At 56.1% G+C, this 17289-nt stretch carries 19 protein-coding genes; 9 read left to right on the forward strand and 10 right to left on the reverse strand.

What is annotated here, in order from left to right; genetic code table 11:
* Positions 1 to 62 precede the first annotated feature (62 nt).
* Together pyk and ACTJJ1_RS08005 are read left to right on the forward strand one after the other, a co-directional pair.
* The gene (gene pyk / locus ACTJJ1_RS08000; protein ID WP_004945505.1) at positions 63 to 1505 is read left to right on the forward strand and encodes a pyruvate kinase; all 1443 of its coding nucleotides are present in this window, start codon (positions 63 to 65) and stop codon (positions 1503 to 1505) included.
* Between the two features lie 106 nt (positions 1506 to 1611).
* The gene (locus ACTJJ1_RS08005; RefSeq protein ID WP_409442697.1) at positions 1612 to 2496 is read left to right on the forward strand and encodes a leucine-rich repeat domain-containing protein; all 885 of its coding nucleotides are present in this window, start codon (positions 1612 to 1614) and stop codon (positions 2494 to 2496) included.
* A 69-nt stretch (positions 2497 to 2565) separates the two neighbouring features.
* On the opposite strand, the gene lpxM is transcribed toward ACTJJ1_RS08005, so the two are convergent.
* From lpxM to znuA, 3 genes are all read right to left on the reverse strand, one after another.
* Positions 2566 to 3534: a lauroyl-Kdo(2)-lipid IV(A) myristoyltransferase gene (gene lpxM, locus ACTJJ1_RS08010; protein WP_006325872.1), complete on the reverse strand. Its 969-nt coding sequence runs from the start codon at positions 3532 to 3534 to the stop codon at positions 2566 to 2568.
* Between the two features lie 149 nt (positions 3535 to 3683).
* The gene (mepM, locus tag ACTJJ1_RS08015; RefSeq protein WP_006325873.1) at positions 3684 to 5006 is read right to left on the reverse strand and encodes a murein DD-endopeptidase MepM; all 1323 of its coding nucleotides are present in this window, start codon (positions 5004 to 5006) and stop codon (positions 3684 to 3686) included.
* 21 nt (positions 5007 to 5027) lie between these two features.
* The gene (gene znuA, locus ACTJJ1_RS08020; RefSeq protein ID WP_122288895.1) at positions 5028 to 5981 is read right to left on the reverse strand and encodes a zinc ABC transporter substrate-binding protein ZnuA; all 954 of its coding nucleotides are present in this window, start codon (positions 5979 to 5981) and stop codon (positions 5028 to 5030) included.
* Between the two features lie 78 nt (positions 5982 to 6059).
* Between znuA and znuC the strand changes: the two genes are divergently transcribed.
* A complete protein-coding gene (gene znuC / locus ACTJJ1_RS08025) occupies positions 6060 to 6818 on the forward strand; it encodes a zinc ABC transporter ATP-binding protein ZnuC (RefSeq protein ID WP_004945518.1) in 759 nt (252 codons plus the stop codon).
* Entirely contained in the window at positions 6815 to 7600 is a 786-nt protein-coding gene (znuB, locus tag ACTJJ1_RS08030; RefSeq protein WP_004945521.1) for a zinc ABC transporter permease subunit ZnuB, read from the forward strand. Before znuC ends, znuB begins: the two co-directional genes overlap by 4 nt.
* A gap of 62 nt (positions 7601 to 7662) precedes the next feature.
* Here the strand turns inward: znuB and ruvB are convergent, their stop codons facing one another.
* From ruvB to ACTJJ1_RS08065, 7 genes are all read right to left on the reverse strand, one after another.
* Positions 7663 to 8667, reverse strand: coding sequence for a Holliday junction branch migration DNA helicase RuvB (gene ruvB / locus ACTJJ1_RS08035; protein WP_004945523.1), 1005 nt, complete (start codon positions 8665 to 8667; stop codon positions 7663 to 7665).
* Positions 8668 to 8686: 19 nt separating this feature from the next.
* Positions 8687 to 9301: a Holliday junction branch migration protein RuvA gene (gene ruvA, locus ACTJJ1_RS08040; RefSeq protein WP_004945526.1), complete on the reverse strand. Its 615-nt coding sequence runs from the start codon at positions 9299 to 9301 to the stop codon at positions 8687 to 8689.
* Positions 9302 to 9413: 112 nt separating this feature from the next.
* Positions 9414 to 9935: a crossover junction endodeoxyribonuclease RuvC gene (gene ruvC, locus ACTJJ1_RS08045; protein ID WP_440833059.1), complete on the reverse strand. Its 522-nt coding sequence runs from the start codon at positions 9933 to 9935 to the stop codon at positions 9414 to 9416.
* Positions 9936 to 10008: 73 nt separating this feature from the next.
* The gene (locus tag ACTJJ1_RS08050; RefSeq protein ID WP_004945533.1) at positions 10009 to 10752 is read right to left on the reverse strand and encodes a YebC/PmpR family DNA-binding transcriptional regulator; all 744 of its coding nucleotides are present in this window, start codon (positions 10750 to 10752) and stop codon (positions 10009 to 10011) included.
* A 19-nt stretch (positions 10753 to 10771) separates the two neighbouring features.
* Positions 10772 to 11218, reverse strand: a complete 447-nt coding sequence (nudB, locus tag ACTJJ1_RS08055; RefSeq protein ID WP_006325886.1) for a dihydroneopterin triphosphate diphosphatase — start codon at positions 11216 to 11218, stop codon at positions 10772 to 10774.
* The gene (gene aspS / locus ACTJJ1_RS08060; protein ID WP_440833061.1) at positions 11218 to 13002 is read right to left on the reverse strand and encodes an aspartate--tRNA ligase; all 1785 of its coding nucleotides are present in this window, start codon (positions 13000 to 13002) and stop codon (positions 11218 to 11220) included. Before aspS ends, nudB begins: the two co-directional genes overlap by 1 nt.
* A gap of 73 nt (positions 13003 to 13075) precedes the next feature.
* Positions 13076 to 13306 (reverse strand): FmdB family zinc ribbon protein, encoded by a 231-nt coding sequence (locus tag ACTJJ1_RS08065; RefSeq protein WP_004945545.1) that lies wholly within the window; start codon positions 13304 to 13306, stop codon positions 13076 to 13078.
* A 203-nt stretch (positions 13307 to 13509) separates the two neighbouring features.
* Between ACTJJ1_RS08065 and ACTJJ1_RS08070 the strand changes: the two genes are divergently transcribed.
* The 5 genes from ACTJJ1_RS08070 to cmoB all read left to right on the forward strand — a co-directional run bounded on the left by ACTJJ1_RS08070 (position 13510) and on the right by cmoB (position 17264).
* Positions 13510 to 14088 (forward strand): hydrolase, encoded by a 579-nt coding sequence (locus tag ACTJJ1_RS08070; RefSeq protein WP_006325887.1) that lies wholly within the window; start codon positions 13510 to 13512, stop codon positions 14086 to 14088.
* 47 nt (positions 14089 to 14135) lie between these two features.
* Entirely contained in the window at positions 14136 to 14951 is an 816-nt protein-coding gene (locus tag ACTJJ1_RS08075; protein ID WP_086016592.1) for a DUF72 domain-containing protein, read from the forward strand.
* 102 nt (positions 14952 to 15053) lie between these two features.
* Entirely contained in the window at positions 15054 to 15449 is a 396-nt protein-coding gene (locus ACTJJ1_RS08080) for an MAPEG family protein (RefSeq protein WP_004945554.1), read from the forward strand.
* 103 nt (positions 15450 to 15552) lie between these two features.
* A complete protein-coding gene (cmoA, locus tag ACTJJ1_RS08085) occupies positions 15553 to 16296 on the forward strand; it encodes a carboxy-S-adenosyl-L-methionine synthase CmoA (protein ID WP_004945557.1) in 744 nt (247 codons plus the stop codon).
* On the forward strand, positions 16293 to 17264 hold the full coding sequence (cmoB, locus tag ACTJJ1_RS08090) for a tRNA 5-methoxyuridine(34)/uridine 5-oxyacetic acid(34) synthase CmoB (RefSeq protein WP_062791873.1): 972 nt from the start codon (positions 16293 to 16295) through the stop codon (positions 17262 to 17264). Before cmoA ends, cmoB begins: the two co-directional genes overlap by 4 nt.
* Positions 17265 to 17289 lie beyond the last annotated feature (25 nt).

Here is a 17289-nt window from a genome sequence, read left to right on the forward strand (position 1 = left end):
GTTTCGTTATCCGACGTTATCGCAACACCAATACTTTGCTTCACCAGTCAACGGAGTAATACATGTCCAGACGGCTCAGAAGAACCAAAATTGTTACCACCCTAGGCCCGGCTACTGACCGCGACAATAATCTTGAAAAGATCATTGCTGCCGGCGCTAACGTGGTTCGGCTCAACTTTTCCCATGGCAGCGCGGAAGATCACCAGGCTCGCGCGGATAAAGTGCGCGAAATCGCTGCCAAACTGGGGCGTCACGTCGCTATTCTGGGCGACCTGCAAGGGCCGAAAATCCGTGTTTCCACCTTTAAGGAAGGCAAAATCTTCCTCAATATCGGTGACAAATTTCTGCTCGATGCCAACATGGCAAAAGGCGAAGGCGATAAAGAAAAAGTCGGTATCGACTATAAAGGCCTGCCTGCCGACGTGGTGCCGGGCGACGTACTGCTGCTGGACGATGGCCGCGTACAGTTGAAAGTGCTCGAAGTTCAGGGCATGAAAGTGTTTACCGAAGTGACCGTTGGCGGCCCGCTGTCCAACAACAAAGGCATCAACAAACTAGGCGGTGGCCTGTCCGCAGAAGCCCTGACCGAGAAAGATAAAGCCGATATCATTACCGCGGCAAAAATCGGCGTCGACTATCTGGCGGTCTCCTTCCCGCGTACCGGCGAAGACCTGAACTACGCACGCCGTCTGGCGCGCGATGCAGGCTGCAACGCCAAGATCGTTTCTAAAGTTGAGCGTGCCGAAGCCGTATGCAGCGACGAAGCAATGGACGACATCATCCTGGCTTCCGACGTGGTCATGGTTGCCCGTGGTGACCTGGGCGTTGAAATCGGCGATCCGGAACTGGTCGGCATCCAGAAAAAACTGATCCGTCGCGCCCGCACGCTGAACCGCGCCGTCATCACCGCGACCCAGATGATGGAATCGATGATCACCAACCCGATGCCAACCCGCGCCGAAGTCATGGACGTGGCGAACGCCGTGCTGGATGGCACCGACGCCGTAATGCTGTCTGCCGAAACCGCAGCGGGCCAGTACCCGGCCGAAACCGTGGCGGCAATGGCGCGCGTTTGTCTGGGCGCTGAAAAAATCCCAAGCATCAACGTTTCCAAACACCGTTTGGACGTACAGTTCGACAACATTGAAGAAGCCATTGCCATGTCTTCAATGTACGCCGCCAACCACCTGAAAGGCGTGACCGCACTGATCGCCATGACAGAATCGGGCCGCACTGCGCTGATGATGTCACGTATCAGCTCCGGACTCCCGATCTTCGCCATGTCACGTCATGAGCACACGCTGAATCTGACGGCGCTGTATCGCGGCGTTACGCCGGTTTATTTCGACAGCCACAACGACGGCGTCATCGCGGCCAATGACGCAGTGAATCGCCTGCGCGACAAAGGCTTCCTGGTTTCCGGCGACCTGGTGATCGTGACACAGGGCGACGTGATGGAAACCGTTGGCACCACCAACACCAGCCGTATCCTGCGCGTAGAATAACCTCTCTTGCCGCCGGCCGTTAACGCGGCCGGCATTTTTTCCCGCACCGCCCTTTCCGCCTGATAAACTCGCCTCCAGTCGCCGCTAAGGCAAACGGAGAGCCAAGATGCTTCATCAACACCCACAGCAAAACAGCAGTTCGCTTGCATTGGATCTTGACGGCCAGGGGCTGGAAAGCCTGGACGATGACAGCCTGCAGGGCAGCGCATTGCTGAAAATCAGCCTGTACGATAATCGCCTCCGCCAGTTTCCGGCGCAGATCTTTCAGCATCGTGCGCTGCAGGTACTGAATATCTCCTGCAACCAACTCAGTGAACTGCCGGAAGAGCTCGGCCAATGGCAAAAACTGGCGATGCTGGATTGCGGTCACAACAAAGCCGAGCGCGTGCCTGCCAGCATCGGCCAACTCAGCGAACTGACCTATCTTTATCTGAGCGACAACGCTTTCAGCACGCTCCCCATAGAGCTGGGCCGTTTGCATAAATTGCGCTATCTAAACGTGACCGATAACCTACTGAGCGAACTGCCGGCTGCTATCGTTCAATTGAGCGGCCTGCTGGAACTGAGGCTGTATAACAACCAGATTACCGCGTTGCCGGCCGCCATCGGCCAGTTGAGCGCGCTGCGGGAACTGCACCTGATGAATAATCGTCTGGAAACGCTGCCGGAAGAGATCTCGCAATTGTCTGAACTGGCGGTGCTGGACGTGGAAAATAACGCCATCAGCAGGCTTCCTGCGGCATTCTGCCACTTAGCCAGCCTGACCGACCTCAATCTGCGCGCTAATCAGCTACGGCAGTTGCCAGGCTGTTTCGGTCAACTAACGGCGCTCACCACGCTTGACCTGCGCGCTAACCGGTTGAGTGAGCTGCCGGACAGCATGGCGGCATTGACCCGTCTGCGGCGATTAGATTTGCGCTGGAACAACTTTGCCCAAATGCCTGCGGTGCTGGAGCCATTGATGGCGCAAGGCTGTATGGTGCATATATAAGCGCAGTAAACACAAAGGGCCAGCCACCTTTCGATGGCTGGCCCTTGTGGCCGGAAGCGACTGTGCCGCTTAGCGATACAAATCGTCGCGTGAATAGGGCTCAGTTTCCCCTTCTTTACGCGTTTTCAGCAGTTTGAGGATCCAGGTGTATTGCTCTGGGTTCGGCCCCACCAAATTCTCCACTTCTTCATTCATGCGGCGCGCAATATAGGGGTCATCGGCCGTGGCCAAATCATCCATCGGCGGACGAATATGGATATCCAGCATGCTGGTTTTGCCGTCATACACCGGGAACAAAGGCACTATTGCCGCACGGCATACCTTCATCAGGCGCCCCACCGCGGGCAGCGTCGCTTTGTAGGTAGCAAAAAAGTCGACGAACTCGCTATGCTCGGCGCCATGATCCTGATCGGGCAAATAATAGCCCCAATACCCTTGACGCACCGAGCTGATAAACGGCTTGATGCCGTCATTGCGCGCATGCATTCGGCCGCCAAACTTACGGCGCACCGCATTCCACAGATAATCCACCAAAGGGTTGCTTTGGTTGTGGAACATTGCCGCCATCGGCTGACCACGTGCCGCCATCAGCATTGCGGGGACATCCACCGCCCATCCGTGCGGCACCAGGAAAATCACGTTGCGACCTTCTTCGCGGATTTTATCCAGCACCTCTTCGCCGTGCCAACGCACGCGCTTCAGCACTTTTTCCGGTTTGGTGCAGGCCAGTTCCGCCATCAGAATCATTGATTGCGGCGCGGTGGCGAACATCTCGTCAATAATGTGCTCGCGTTCGTTTTCCGACACTTCCGGCAGGCAATACAGCAGGTTGATACGCGCACGGCGGCGGGCGCTTTTTGCCACCTTGCCGACCAGTTTGCCAACTGCACCTAGCACCGGATCGCGCAAGCGCGCAGGGATCAGTGAAATGCCGGCCATCAGCCCGGTTCCCAGCCAAACGCCCCAGTAGCGTGGATGGTAAAAGGCTTTTTGAAATTGCGGGATGAACTCCAGGTTCGATTTTTTCTCGTTTTGCATGCACAAGCTCTTAACTTAGCGGTTCGGCTAATCATAATTGCAAAGACTGATTTTGCAATTAACAACGACGAAGCGCCAATATAAAACAACATCGGCCCGCAATCAGGCCGATGGAATCACTGGCGCGGCAGCGCGCCCGAACAAAAGGATTAGTCCAACTGCAGTTGAGGAACCACTTCCTTCACCTGCGCCAGATAATCGCTGCGGTCTTTACCGCTCAACCCTTCGGAACGCGGCAGTTTCGCCGTCAACGGGTTGACCGCCTGTTGGTTGGTCCACATTTCGAAATGCAGGTGCGGCCCGGTAGAACGGCCGGTGTTACCCGATAACGCGATGCGGTCGCCACGTTTGACCTTTTGCCCTGGTTTAACCAGCAGTTTTTTCAGGTGCATATAACGTGTGGTGTACTGACGGCCATGACGGATCGCCACATAGTTGCCTGCGGCACCGCTGCGTTTAGCGATCAATACTTCACCGTCACCCACCGCCAGCACCGGGGTGCCAACCGGCATAGCAAAGTCGACGCCTTTGTGCGGCGCAATGCGCCCGGTCACCGGATTCACCCGGCGCGGATTGAAGTTTGAAGAAATGCGGAACTGCTTCATGGTTGGGAAACGCATAAAGCCGCGCGCCAGGCCGGAGCCCTGACGATCGTAGAATTTGCCGTCTTCAGCGCGGATGGCGTAGTAATCTTTGCCGCCGGAACGCATGCGCACACCCAGCAACTGGCTTTGCGCGCTCTTGCCGTCAAAGTGTTCGCGTGACATCAATACCGAGAATTGATCGCCCTTGCGCAGTTTGCGGAAATCCAACTGCCACTGCAGCGCTTTGATTACCGCGTTGATTTCAGCGCGGCTCAAGCCGGCAGCACTGGCGCTGCTGACGAAGCTGCCGTTGAGGCGGCCGCTGATCACGTTATTACGCCATTCACCCTGCTGGGCTTCCTGGGTTTCTTTGAAACTATTGCCTACGCGATCGTAGGTGCGGGTTTCACGCCGGGAGACTTCCCAGGTCAAACGCTGCAGATCGCCGGCATCGTTTACCGTCCACGACAGTTGCTGACCGATCTTCAGATTACGCAGATCGCGATTTTGCGATGCCAGCATAGAGACGTCCGACATATCTATGCCGTATTGGGTCAGAATGCTGCCCAGCGTATCGCCGGTAGAAACTACATATTCATGCACGCCATCTTCGCCGGCGACCTTCTGGTCCAGTTCATCCTGTGGGATGTCATCATCGGGAGTGGCTTGGTCAAGGTCGATCGGCTCACTGGCTTCTGGCAGTAAGGACCGTAACTGGCTGGATTCTAATTCGATGTTCTTTACGATGGGGTTATGTTCTGGGTGATAAACAAAAGGCCGCCAAACGGCGACGGCCAGTGTAACCACTGTCAGCGACCCCAGCATGACGCGATGGGGCCGTGGCAGATTGTTATACGCCAGAGCGATAGTTCGGACTATCTGCTGCACTCGATATTTTCCTCATAATCTTTACTTCAGGCAGCTCACGTACTGGTTTGACAGCTGAGTCAGGAAGTTCCCGTAGCTGTCTTTCCCCAGTGCGATGCCGGTGCCCAGCGGGTCCAGCGTTCCAGAACGCACTTTGGTACCCTTGGCAACGGCATTGATTACGGCCGGCCTGAATTGTGGCTCAGCAAAAACGCAGACTGCTTTCTGCTCAACCAACTGTGTTCGAATTTGGTGTAGGCGCTGTGCTCCAGGCTGTATTTCGGGATTAACGGTAAAATGGCCCATTGGGCTCAAGCCGAAGTGTTTTTCAAAGTAGCCGTAAGCATCATGAAAAACAAAATATCCCTTGCCTTGCACAGGCCTAAGCATGTTACCAACATTTTTGTCAGTTTGCGTCAGCAGATTCTCGAACTGGCGCAGGTTTGCGTCTAATTTGTCCTTATTTTGCGGCATAAGTTCCAATAACCTGTCGTGAATCGCGATCGCGGTCACTTTTGCCACTTCCGGGGATAACCAAACGTGCATATTATATTCGCCGTGATGATGTCCATCATCTTCGCCATGATCTGCATGGTTATGCGCATCCCCGGCATGTTCATCCCCATGATCGTCGTCGTCCCCCTTCATCAACAGGGGCTTCACCCCGCTCAGTTCACTGATGGCCAACTGACGATTGGCCGATACCGGGGTGAGCGATTTGGTCAGAAAGGCTTCCATGTCCGGCCCTACCCACACCACCAGATCGGCGGCGCGCAGGCGCTGAATGTCGGAAGGCCGCAGAGCAAAATCATGCGGCGAAGCGCCATCCGGCAGCAACACCTCGGTTGACGTCACGCCGTCGGCTATCGCAGAAGCGATAAACCCCAGCGGACGAATGGAAGTCACCACCGCGGCATAAGCGCTGTTCAGCGGCCCGGCCATCATCAATGCGCTGGCCAGCAGCGTGCGTTGCAGCCATTTATTTTTCTGTGCCATTCTCAGTAATCCCGTCGTTTTCATCAGCAAGGCGTGATATTATAACATTCGGTTAGTTCTGCAAAATGTAATCACGAGATGTCTACACTGACAACGCTAAAAAATATCACCGTCTCCTTTGGTAGCCGCAAGGTTCTGTCGAATATTTCGCTCAGCCTCCAGCCGGGCCGTATTCTGACGCTGCTCGGCCCTAACGGCGCGGGTAAATCTACGCTGGTGCGGGTGGTGTTGGGGCTAATTGCGCCAACCGAAGGCACGATTGAGCGCGAACCGGGCCTGCGCATCGGTTATGTGCCGCAAAAACTGCACCTCGATGCCACCCTGCCGCTCACCGTCAGCCGTTTTATGCGCCTGAAACCCGGCGTCAAAAAGGCCGATATCCTGCCTGCGCTGAAACGCGTGCAAGCGGCCCATCTGCTCGATCAACCGATGCAAAAGCTTTCCGGCGGCGAAAACCAAAGGGTGCTGCTGGCACGAGCGCTGTTGAATAAACCTCAGTTGCTGGTGCTGGATGAACCGACGCAGGGGGTCGACGTCAATGGTCAACTGGCGTTGTACGATCTGATCGATCAACTGCGTAAAGAGCTGGGTTGCGCGGTATTGATGGTTTCCCATGACCTGCATCTGGTAATGGCGAAAACCGATGAGGTGCTGTGCCTCAACCAACACATCTGCTGTTCCGGCGCACCGGAAGTGGTGTCGATGCACCCTGAATTTATCGCCATGTTTGGTAACCGGGGAGCGGAACAGCTGGCGGTTTATCGCCACCATCATAATCACCGTCACGACCTGCAAGGACGCATTGTGTTGAAAAAAACCGGGGGCCGTGAGGCATGATCGAACTGTTATTACCCGGCTGGCTGGCCGGGGTGCTGTTGGCGGGAGCCGCAGGTCCGCTAGGCTCATTTGTTGTCTGGCGTCGAATGTCCTACTTTGGCGATACCTTGGCGCACGCCTCTCTGTTGGGTGTGGCCTTCGGCCTGCTGTTGGATGTGAATCCTTTCTATGCGGTGATTGCCGTAACGCTGGCTCTGGCTCTGGTGCTGGTGTGGCTGGAGCGTCGGCCGCAGCTTTCCGTTGATACCCTGCTCGGCATTATGGCGCACAGCGCGCTGTCGCTGGGTCTGGTGGTAGTGGCGTTAATGTCCAATGTGCGAGTCGATCTGATGGCCTATCTGTTTGGCGATCTGTTGTCTGTCACCTTTAGCGATATCTGGATGATTGGCATCGGCGTCAGCATCGTGCTGCTGATTCTGTGGTGGCAGTGGCGCAACCTGCTGTCGATGACCATCAGTCCTGAGCTGGCGCACGTAGACGGCGTTAATCTGGTGCGGGCGCGCACCGTGCTGATGCTGGTCACCGCTCTGACCATTGGTCTGGCGATGAAGTTCGTCGGCGCACTGATCATCACTTCTTTGCTGATTATACCGGCGGCCACGGCACGTCGATTCGCCCGCACGCCTGAGCAGATGGCCGGTTATGCGGTACTGGTAGGCATGCTGGCCGTCACTGGCGGGCTGGCCTTCTCGGCATTTTACGATACCCCGGCAGGCCCCTCGGTAGTGCTGAGCGCGGCGGTGTTGTTTGTGCTGAGTTTATTCAGGAAGCAGCAGGCCTGATACCGGGCTGCCGACAGACGTAACAAGGGCCGCATCCGCGGCCATTTTTAATGTTTTAATGCTTACTCTTCGCGCGCAATGCCAAAGTGTTTATAGGCATGATTGGTCGCCATTCGTCCACGCGGCGTTCGCTGGATAAAACCCTGCTGGATCAGGAAGGGTTCAATAACGTCTTCGATGGTTTCGCGCTCCTCGCCAATCGCCGCCGCCAGGTTATCCAGGCCCACCGGCCCGCCGGCGAACTTGTCGATTATCGCCAGCAACAGCTTGCGGTCCATGTAGTCGAAACCTTCGGCATCAACGTTCAGCATGTCCAGCGCCTGCATCGCAACTTCGCCATTGATCACGCCGTTGGCCCGGACCTCGGCAAAGTCGCGCACCCTGCGCAGCAAGCGGTTGGCGATACGCGGCGTTCCGCGTGCCCGACGAGCCACCTGGTGAGCGCCCTCTTCCGAGAGATCCAGCCCCAGGCAGTTGGCGCTGCGTGAAACGATATGCTGCAAATCGGCAACCTGATAGAACTCCAGGCGCTGCACAATGCCGAAGCGATCGCGCAGCGGCGAGGTCAAAGAACCGGCACGGGTGGTAGCGCCCACCAGCGTAAAGGGCGGCAGATCGAGTTTGATCGAACGCGCAGCCGGGCCTTCGCCGATCATGATATCCAGTTGGTAATCTTCCATTGCCGGATACAATACTTCTTCGACCACCGGCGACAGACGATGGATCTCATCGATAAACAAGACGTCGTGCGGCTCAAGGTTGGTCAGCATAGCCGCCAAATCGCCCGCCTTCTCCAACACCGGGCCGGAGGTAGTGCGCAGGTTAACGCCCATCTCATTGGCGACGATGTTCGCCAGCGTGGTTTTACCCAGCCCTGGCGGGCCGAAGATCAGCAAATGGTCCAGCGCATCGCCACGCTGCTTGGCCGCCTGAATAAAGATTTCCATCTGCTCACGCACGTGCGGCTGGCCGACATATTCCGTCAGCAGTTTTGGCCGAATGGCGCGATCAAGAATTTCTTCTTCGTTGATCGGCTCAGCAGAAATCAGGCGATCGGCTTCAATCATTCTCTATCCCTTATCAACCTTACAGTGCGGCGCGCAGCGCGTCGCGGATCAGGGTTTCGCAATCAGCGCCCGGCTTGGCGATTTTGCTGACCATGCGGCTGGCTTCCTGCGGTTTATAGCCCAATGCCACCAGTGCAGAAGCGGCTTCTGCTTCCGCGTCCAGCTCAGCCGCCTGCGTCGCCGAAGCGGGCAGCGTGATTTCGCTGCTGTTATTGAACAGATCGCCATTAAGCCCTTTGAAGCGGTCTTTCATTTCGACCACCAGCCGCTCGGCGGTTTTCTTGCCCACTCCCGGCAATTTCACCAATGTGGTGATCTCTTCACGTTCTACCGCGCTGACAAACTGCTGTGCGGACATCCCGGACAGGATAGCCAGCGCCAGTTTTGGGCCCACGCCGTTCACTTTAATCAACTCGCGGAACAGTGCGCGCTCTTGTTTATCGTTGAAGCCGTACAATAGCTGCGCGTCTTCGCGCACCACAAATTGGGTAAATACGATAGCTTCTTGCCCCAGGTCCGGCAGCTCATAAAAGCAGGTCATGGGCATATGCACTTCATAGCCCACGCCGTTTGCCTCCAGTAACACCAGCGGCGGCTGTTTTTCCAGAATATATCCTCTGAGACGACCTATCATTTACCCTCCTGCAGAATTCTTGAGCATGACCGACTGCCATGCCGTGCTGGTAAAGCTTATAACATAAAAAAGGCTGGATGAATATCCAGCCTGAGTTGTCACTGTTCAAGCGTTACTTTAAACGGCCACGAGCCAGGTTTAACCGCCCTTCGCTTATTCGCAGCACGTTTTGGCTGAGATGGCAGTGAGTGATGGCGATAGCCAGCGCATCGGCGGCGTCCGCCTGGGGGTTGGCCGACAGTTTAAGCAGCGAGCGCACCATGTGCTGCACCTGCGCCTTCTCTGCCGCACCGGTGCCGACCACCGTTTGCTTCACCTGACGCGCCGCATATTCAAACACTTCCAGATCCTGGTTCACGGCAGCAACGATCGCCACGCCGCGCGCCTGCCCGAGTTTGAGCGCCGAATCCGGGTTCTTCGCCATAAACACCTGTTCGATAGCGAAAAAATCAGGTTTAAACTGGGTGATGATTTCACTGACGCCTGCGTAGATCAATTTCAGCCGCGTCGGCATGTCATCCACCACGGTGCGAATGCAGCCACTGGCGATATAGCTCAGTTGGCGGCCCTGCTGGCGAATGAGACCATAACCGGTGACGCGCGATCCGGGATCGATACCCAATATGATCGTCATCCCTACACCCACCTTGCGTTAAGCATTAACATCGCCAGGCGCTGCCACAGAGCAGCGCCGTACTGCCACTCCATTACAGCGTCGCTGCAACCTCGTCGGAGATTTCGCCGTTGTGGTAAACCTCCTGCACGTCGTCACAGTCTTCCAGCATGTCGATCAAACGCAACAGCTTCGGCGCGGTTTCTTCATCCATATCGGCCTTGGTCGATGGGATCATGGAAACTTCCGCCGAGTCGGCGGTGAAACCGGCCGCAGTCAGCGCATCTTTCACCTCGCCCAGGTTTTCCCAGGCGGTGAATACGTCGATAACACCGTCGTCGTAGCTGACGATATCTTCAGCGCCGGCTTCCAGCGCCGCTTCCATCACCGCGTCTTCATCCAGGCCCGGTGCATAAGTGATTACGCCCTTCTTGGTGAACAGATAAGCCACGGAACCGTCGGTGCCGAGGTTACCGCCGCATTTGGTGAAGGCATGACGCACTTCGGCCACGGTACGGTTGCGGTTGTCGCTCAGGCATTCGATCATGACGGCAGTGCCGCCCGGACCGTAACCTTCATAAATGATGGTTTCCATGTTGGAATCATCATCGCCGCCTACGCCACGCGCGATGGCGCGGTTCAGGGTGTCGCGCGTCATGTTGTTGGACAGCGCCTTGTCGATCGCCGCACGCAGACGTGGGTTAGCCCCTGGATCTCCACCGCCCAGTTTCGCGGCGGTCACCAGCTCGCGAATAATTTTGGTGAAAATTTTACCGCGCTTGGAATCCTGCGCAGCTTTACGGTGCTTTGTGTTGGCCCACTTACTATGACCTGCCATAAAAAATCTCCGAAAAAAATTACTGGACTGAATTAATCACAAACTCTTCAATCGCCTGCTGATTGCTCCAGGACTTGGTCAACTTCACGGCTTGCGCCGCCTCAAGCCAGCGGTAAGCATGATGCTCGGTAATCACCGGATCGCGCTCTTCAGGCAACGCCAGACAGAACCAGTGCTCTTTATTACGCGTGGTTCCCGGGGCATAGCGATGTCGCAAATGGACAAAGAGTTCAAACTCCACACAACGCTGGCAATCGAACAACGGCAGATTCTCTGCTTCGATATCGATGCCGACTTCTTCCATGACCTCACGCCGTGCGGCATGCGGCGGCGACTCATTTTCCTCCAGGCTACCGGTAACCGACTGCCAGAATTCGGTATCGTCGCGCCGCTGTAACATCAGCACCCGTCCACTGGATTTGGCGTAAATCACTACCAAAATGGACTCGGGCCGCTTGTAGCTCATCACTCGTTCTCTTCCGGTAACGCGGCTTTCTTGACCACGCAAATCCCCAACTCCTGCAACGACGCCGGGTTGGCGAAGCTTGGCGCTTCGGTCATCAGACAGGCAGCCGCGGTAGTTTTCGGGAAGGCAATCACGTCACGAATGTTGTCGGTGCCGGTCAGCAGCATCACCAGTCGGTCCAGACCAAAAGCCAGGCCGGCGTGCGGTGGTGTGCCGTATTTCAATGCATCCAGCAGGAAGCCGAATTTCTCGCGCTGTTCGTGTTCGTTGATGCCCAGAATGCTGAAAACCGTCTGCTGCATTTCGCTGCGGTGAATACGCACGGAACCGCCGCCCACTTCGTAGCCGTTGATCACCATGTCATAGGCATTGGCAATGGCCGTGGTTGGCGCCGAATTCAGTTCTTCCGGGCTCATGTCGCGCGGTGCGGTGAACGGATGGTGCATCGCCGCCAGGCCACCCTCACCGTCTTCTTCGAACATTGGGAAGTCCACCACCCACAGCGGTGCCCAGCTGTCCAACTTGGTCAGTTGCAGATCACGGCCCAGTTTCAGACGCAGCGCGCCCATCGCATCGGTCACAATCTTGAAGCTGTCTGCGCCGAAGAACAGGATGTCGCCGGTCTGCGCGTTGGTGCGCGCCAGGATCGCCTCCAGCACTTCCGCGCTGAGGAATTTGGCGATCGGGCTTTGTACGCCTTCCATGCCGGCGGCACGGTCGTTGACCTTCAGCCAGGCCAGGCCTTTGGCGCCATAGATGTTAACGAAGGTGCCGTACTCATCGATCAGCTTACGGGTCAGCTGCGCGCCGCCCGGAACGCAGATAGCGGCTACGCGGCCTTTGGCGTCGTTAGCCGGGCCGGAGAACACTTTGAACTCAACGTCTTTCACCAGATCGGCAACGTCCACCAGCTCCAGCGGGTTACGCAGATCCGGTTTGTCGGAGCCATAGCGACGCATCGCTTCGGCGAAGGTCATGACCGGGAAATCGCCCAGATCCACGCCCTTCACATCCAGCCACAGGTCACGCGCCAACTTCTCCATCACTTCACGCACTTGATCGGCGGTCATGAAAGAGGTTTCAACGTCGATTTGGGTAAATTCAGGCTGACGGTCAGCGCGCAGATCTTCATCGCGGAAGCATTTGACGATTTGGTAGTAACGATCAAAACCCGACATCATCAGCAGCTGTTTGAACAGCTGTGGCGACTGCGGCAACGCATAAAACTTACCTTTGTGCACACGGCTCGGCACCAGGTAGTCACGCGCACCTTCCGGCGTGGCTTTGGTCAACATCGGGGTTTCGATGTCGAGGAAGCCGTTGCTGTCCATAAAGCGACGCACGAAGCTGGTGATTTTGGCGCGGATCTTCAGGCGATCGGCCATTTCCGGGCGACGCAGATCCAGGTAGCGGTATTTCAGGCGCGCTTCTTCAGTGTTGACCTGGTTGGAGTCCAACGGCAACGGCTCGGAGCGGTTGATGATCTCCAGAGCATGAGCGAACACTTCCACTTCCCCGGTGGACATATCTTTATTGATTTGGCTGTCCGGACGCGCACGCACGGTGCCGACAATCTGAATGCAGAACTCGTTGCGCAGGTCGTATGCCTTGTCAAACGCGGCTTTCTGGTCCGGGTCGAAGAACACCTGCACGATGCCTTCGCGGTCGCGCATATCAATAAAGATCAGGCCGCCCAGATCGCGACGACGGTTGACCCAACCACACAAAGTGACTTCCTGGCCCACGTGGGACAGATTCAATTGCCCGCAATATTCAGTACGCATACGCTATCCTTTTGGCTTAAGCCGATTCCGCGCGGGCTTTTGCGCCGGCCACGCGGCTGTTAACTGATGAACTCTATTTATTACCCGGTTTGAAGTCTGTTGCATACCAACCGGTGCCCTTTAACTGGAAACCCGTGGAAGAAATCAACTTGGTTAACGCGGGCTGCCCACACGCCGGACAGTCAGTCAGCGGCGCATCGGAAAATTTTTGCAATTTCTCTAACCGAAGGCTGCAAGCACCACATGCATATTCATAAATCGGCATAGTTCGTTGGAGTAAAGTGTGTTGAAAAAAGGCGATCATTATAAAGGAAATTCATGCTCCAGATAAGTGCGAACACAGCTTTGTTGCAGCACTAAATGGCGTGTTTTTGTCCGAAGTAACACATTGATTAACAAATTTCTCATTAACCGGTGACCCTTTTTTCACGTAGCCTGAATTCACCCTGGTTTTAGCGCGCCGTTCTGGCTGCGCATATTTTATCCACCCAGTAACGGGAGACCCCGATGTTGAAACTCGATGCTCAAACCACAGCGCTGGTGCTGATTGATTTGCAAAACGGCATTCTGCCTTACGCCGGCGGGCCGCACAGTGCCGAAAGCGTGGTAGCCCACGGCGCGCAACTGGCAGCGCGTTTTCGCTCGCTCGGCGCGCCGGTGATCCTGGTGCGCGTCGGCTGGTCCGACACATTTGCCGATGCGCTGAAACAGCCGGTGGACAGACCTACGCCATCGCCGGCGGGCGGATTACCGGCAAACTGGTGGGAATTCCCGGAATCTCTGGCGGTCAGCGACGGCGATATTCTGGTGACCAAACGTCAATGGGGCGCGTTTTACGGTACCGAACTGGATTTGCAATTACGCCGCCGCGGCATTAAAACTTTGGTGCTGGGCGGGATCGCCACCAATATCGGCGTGGAATCCACCGCCCGCGCCGGCTGGGAGCACGGTTACGAGTTAGTGATAGCCGAAGACCTGTGCAGCGCACAAAATACTGAGATGCACCGGTTTGCCTTCGACAATATCTTCCCACGCCTGGCTCGCGTGCGCAGCACCGGCGAAATCCTTGCCGCGCTCGACCAGTAACGTTAACGTGTAAGCTGATGAGATAAATTAAGGAAGATGACGCGTTGATCTACATCGGACTACCACAGTGGCAGCACACAGCCTGGAATCGCATCGGGCTGCGCGATCTGGCGGATTACAGCCGCTATTTTAACTGCGTGGAAGGTAACACGACTTTCTACGCGTTACCCAAGCTGGAGATCGTTCAGCGCTGGCGCGACATGACCACCGATGATTTTCGCTTTTGTTTCAAGTTCCCCTCAGAGATCAGTCATAAGGCCGCACTGCGTAACTGCGATGCCGAACTGCAGGCATTTTATCACTGCCTGAGCCCGGTCCATCAGCGTATCGGGCAGCTTTGGTTGCAGTTACCCTCGGCATTTGGGCCGGATGAATTGCCGCGCATGTGGCAGTTCTTTGACGGGTTGCCGAAAGAATTCACCTACGGCGTAGAAGTACGTCACCCGGCTTTCTTCGCCAAGGGCGAGGAAGAGCGCCTGTTGAATCAGGGGTTGCATCAGCGCGGGATCAATCGGGTGATCCTCGACAGCCGGCCGGTGCATCATGCCGCCCCTGACAGCGCCGCAGTGCGTGACGCCCAGCAAAAGAAACCCAAGCTGCCGGTGCATGCGCTGGTCACCGCCCACAATCCGCTGGTCCGTTTTATCGGCGGCGACGTGTTGCAAGACAATCTGCGTTGGTTTGACGCCTGGCAGCAGAAACTGCCCCTATGGCAACAGCAATCCACCCCCTTCCTGTTTATTCATACGCCGGATAATGGCGATTCACCGCAACAGGCGCAAAAAATCTGGCAGCAGCTTCATCAGGCTATTCCTAATTTGCCCCCGCCGCCGGACTGGCCGGAGCAGGATGCACTGTTTTGACCGATTAATCTGACCGATTACATCAGATTTTTCCTCGCGACAGTGATTGTAATGGCGGCTATGATGCTCGCTGCCAGTTTTGGTTAGGGAATGGAGTTAAAAATGGTAAGCGCGCTTTATGTCGTGCTCGGCGCATTGTTGTTGATCAAACTCTCTTATGACGTGGTTAAGTTAAGGATGCAGTACCGTGTCGCCTACGGAGACGGCGGCTTTTATGAGTTGCAGACCGCCATCCGCGTTCACGGCAATGCCGTAGAATATATTCCTATCGCCGCCGTACTGCTGGTGATCATGGAAATGAACGGCGCAGGAATATGGATGATCCATATTTGCGGCCTGATGCTGATGACCGGGCGCCTGGTGCACTACTACGGTTTGCGTAACCGTGAAGTCCGCTGGCGCCGTTCAGGTATGGCGGCAACCTATATTTCGTTGGTCCTGATGGTGTTGGCCAACATTTTCTATCTGCCCTGGGATCTGATTTTCAGCCTGTATTGATCTTCTGTTCGTCATCAGGCGGCCCCGCCGCCTGCTTCCGCTGCGCTTTCTTGCCGTTATCTGTTAGAATACGCGCCTTCGAATTCTGAACTGACTTCCCGCTATGCCAAACCGCGATACTCTTTTTTCTGCCCCCATCGCCAAACTGGGCGACTGGACCTTCGACGAACGCGTCGCTGAAGTGTTCCCCGACATGATCCAGCGTTCCGTTCCCGGCTATTCCAACATCATTTCGATGATTGGCATGCTGGCCGAACGCTTTGTGCAGCCAGACAGCCAGGTGTATGACCTGGGATGTTCATTAGGCGCGGCAACGCTGTCGATGCGTCGGAATATCAAGGTGGCGGGTTGCAACATCATCGCCGTCGATAACTCTCCGGCGATGGTCGAACGCTGCCGCCGCCATATTGACGCTTTTCGCGCCGATACTCCGGTAGAGGTTATCGAAGCCGATATCCTCGATATCAAGATCGAAAATGCTTCCATGGTGGTGCTGAACTTTACCCTGCAATTTCTCGAGCCGGCTGACCGTCTGCGGTTGCTGGAGCAGGTTTATCGCGGTTTGCGCCCAGGCGGTGCGCTGGTGCTGTCGGAGAAGTTCAGTTTTGAAGATGCTGACGTCGGCGAACTGCTGTTCAACATGCACCACGATTTCAAGCGTGCCAACGGCTACAGCGAGCTGGAAATCAGCCAAAAGCGCAGCATGCTGGAAAACGTCATGCTGACCGACTCGGTTGAAGCCCACAAGGCACGCCTGAAACAGGCCGGTTTTAAACATGCCGAAGTGTGGTTCCAGTGTTTTAACTTCGGTTCACTGATCGCATTGAAAGCGGGAGCTGAGCAATGATTGAGTTTGGTGATTTCTATCAGCGTATCGCTAAAGGCAACCTTAGCCACTGGCTGGATACCCTGCCCGCGCAGCTCAGCGCCTGGCAGCGCGAGTCGCTGCACGGCAAATTCAAACAGTGGTTTAACTCGGTTGAACACTTGCCGGAACTGACGCCCACCCGCCTCGATTTGCTGCACGGCGTGCGGGCCGAAATGGAAGCACCGCTGTCGCCGGGCCAGTTGGAAGGCATCGAAAAGATGCTGCGGACACTGATGCCGTGGCGTAAAGGCCCATTCTCGCTGTACGGCATCGACATTGACACCGAATGGCACTCCGACTGGAAATGGGATCGCGTTCTGCCGCACATTTCACCGCTGGCCGGCCGCACCATTCTGGACGTCGGTTGCGGTAGCGGCTATCACCTGTGGCGTATGGTGGGTGCCGGCGCACAGATGGCGGTGGGCATTGATCCGATGCAGCTGTTCTTGTGCCAATTCGAAGCGGTTCGCAAACTGCTGGGTGGCGATCAACGCGCTCATCTGCTACCGCTGGGTATTGAGCAACTGCCCGAGTTGGCCGCCTTTGATACGGTATTTTCCATGGGCGTGCTGTACCACCGCCGTTCACCCTTGGATCATCTGTATCAGTTGAAAAATCAGTTGGTTTCCGAAGGCGAGTTGGTATTGGAAACTCTGGTGGTGGAAGGCGATCGCAACCAGGTGCTGGTGCCGGGCGATCGCTATGCCCAGATGCGCAACGTCTACTTCATTCCTTCGGCCGAAGCGCTGAAGTGTTGGCTGGAGAAATGCGGCTTTGTCGACGTCAAGATCGCCGACATGTGCGTAACCAGCACCGAAGAGCAACGCCGCACCGATTGGATGACCAGCGAATCACTGGCCGAATTCCTTGATCCCAAGGACAGCAGCAAGACAATTGAAGGTTACCCGGCCCCGTTGCGTGCGGTGCTGGTGGCCAGAAAACCTTAATTCTTGCCAAAAGGGCCTGGATAAC

The organism is Serratia sp. 22264, from assembly GCF_052045345.1.
Classification (GTDB): Bacteria; Pseudomonadota; Gammaproteobacteria; order Enterobacterales; family Enterobacteriaceae; genus Serratia; species Serratia plymuthica.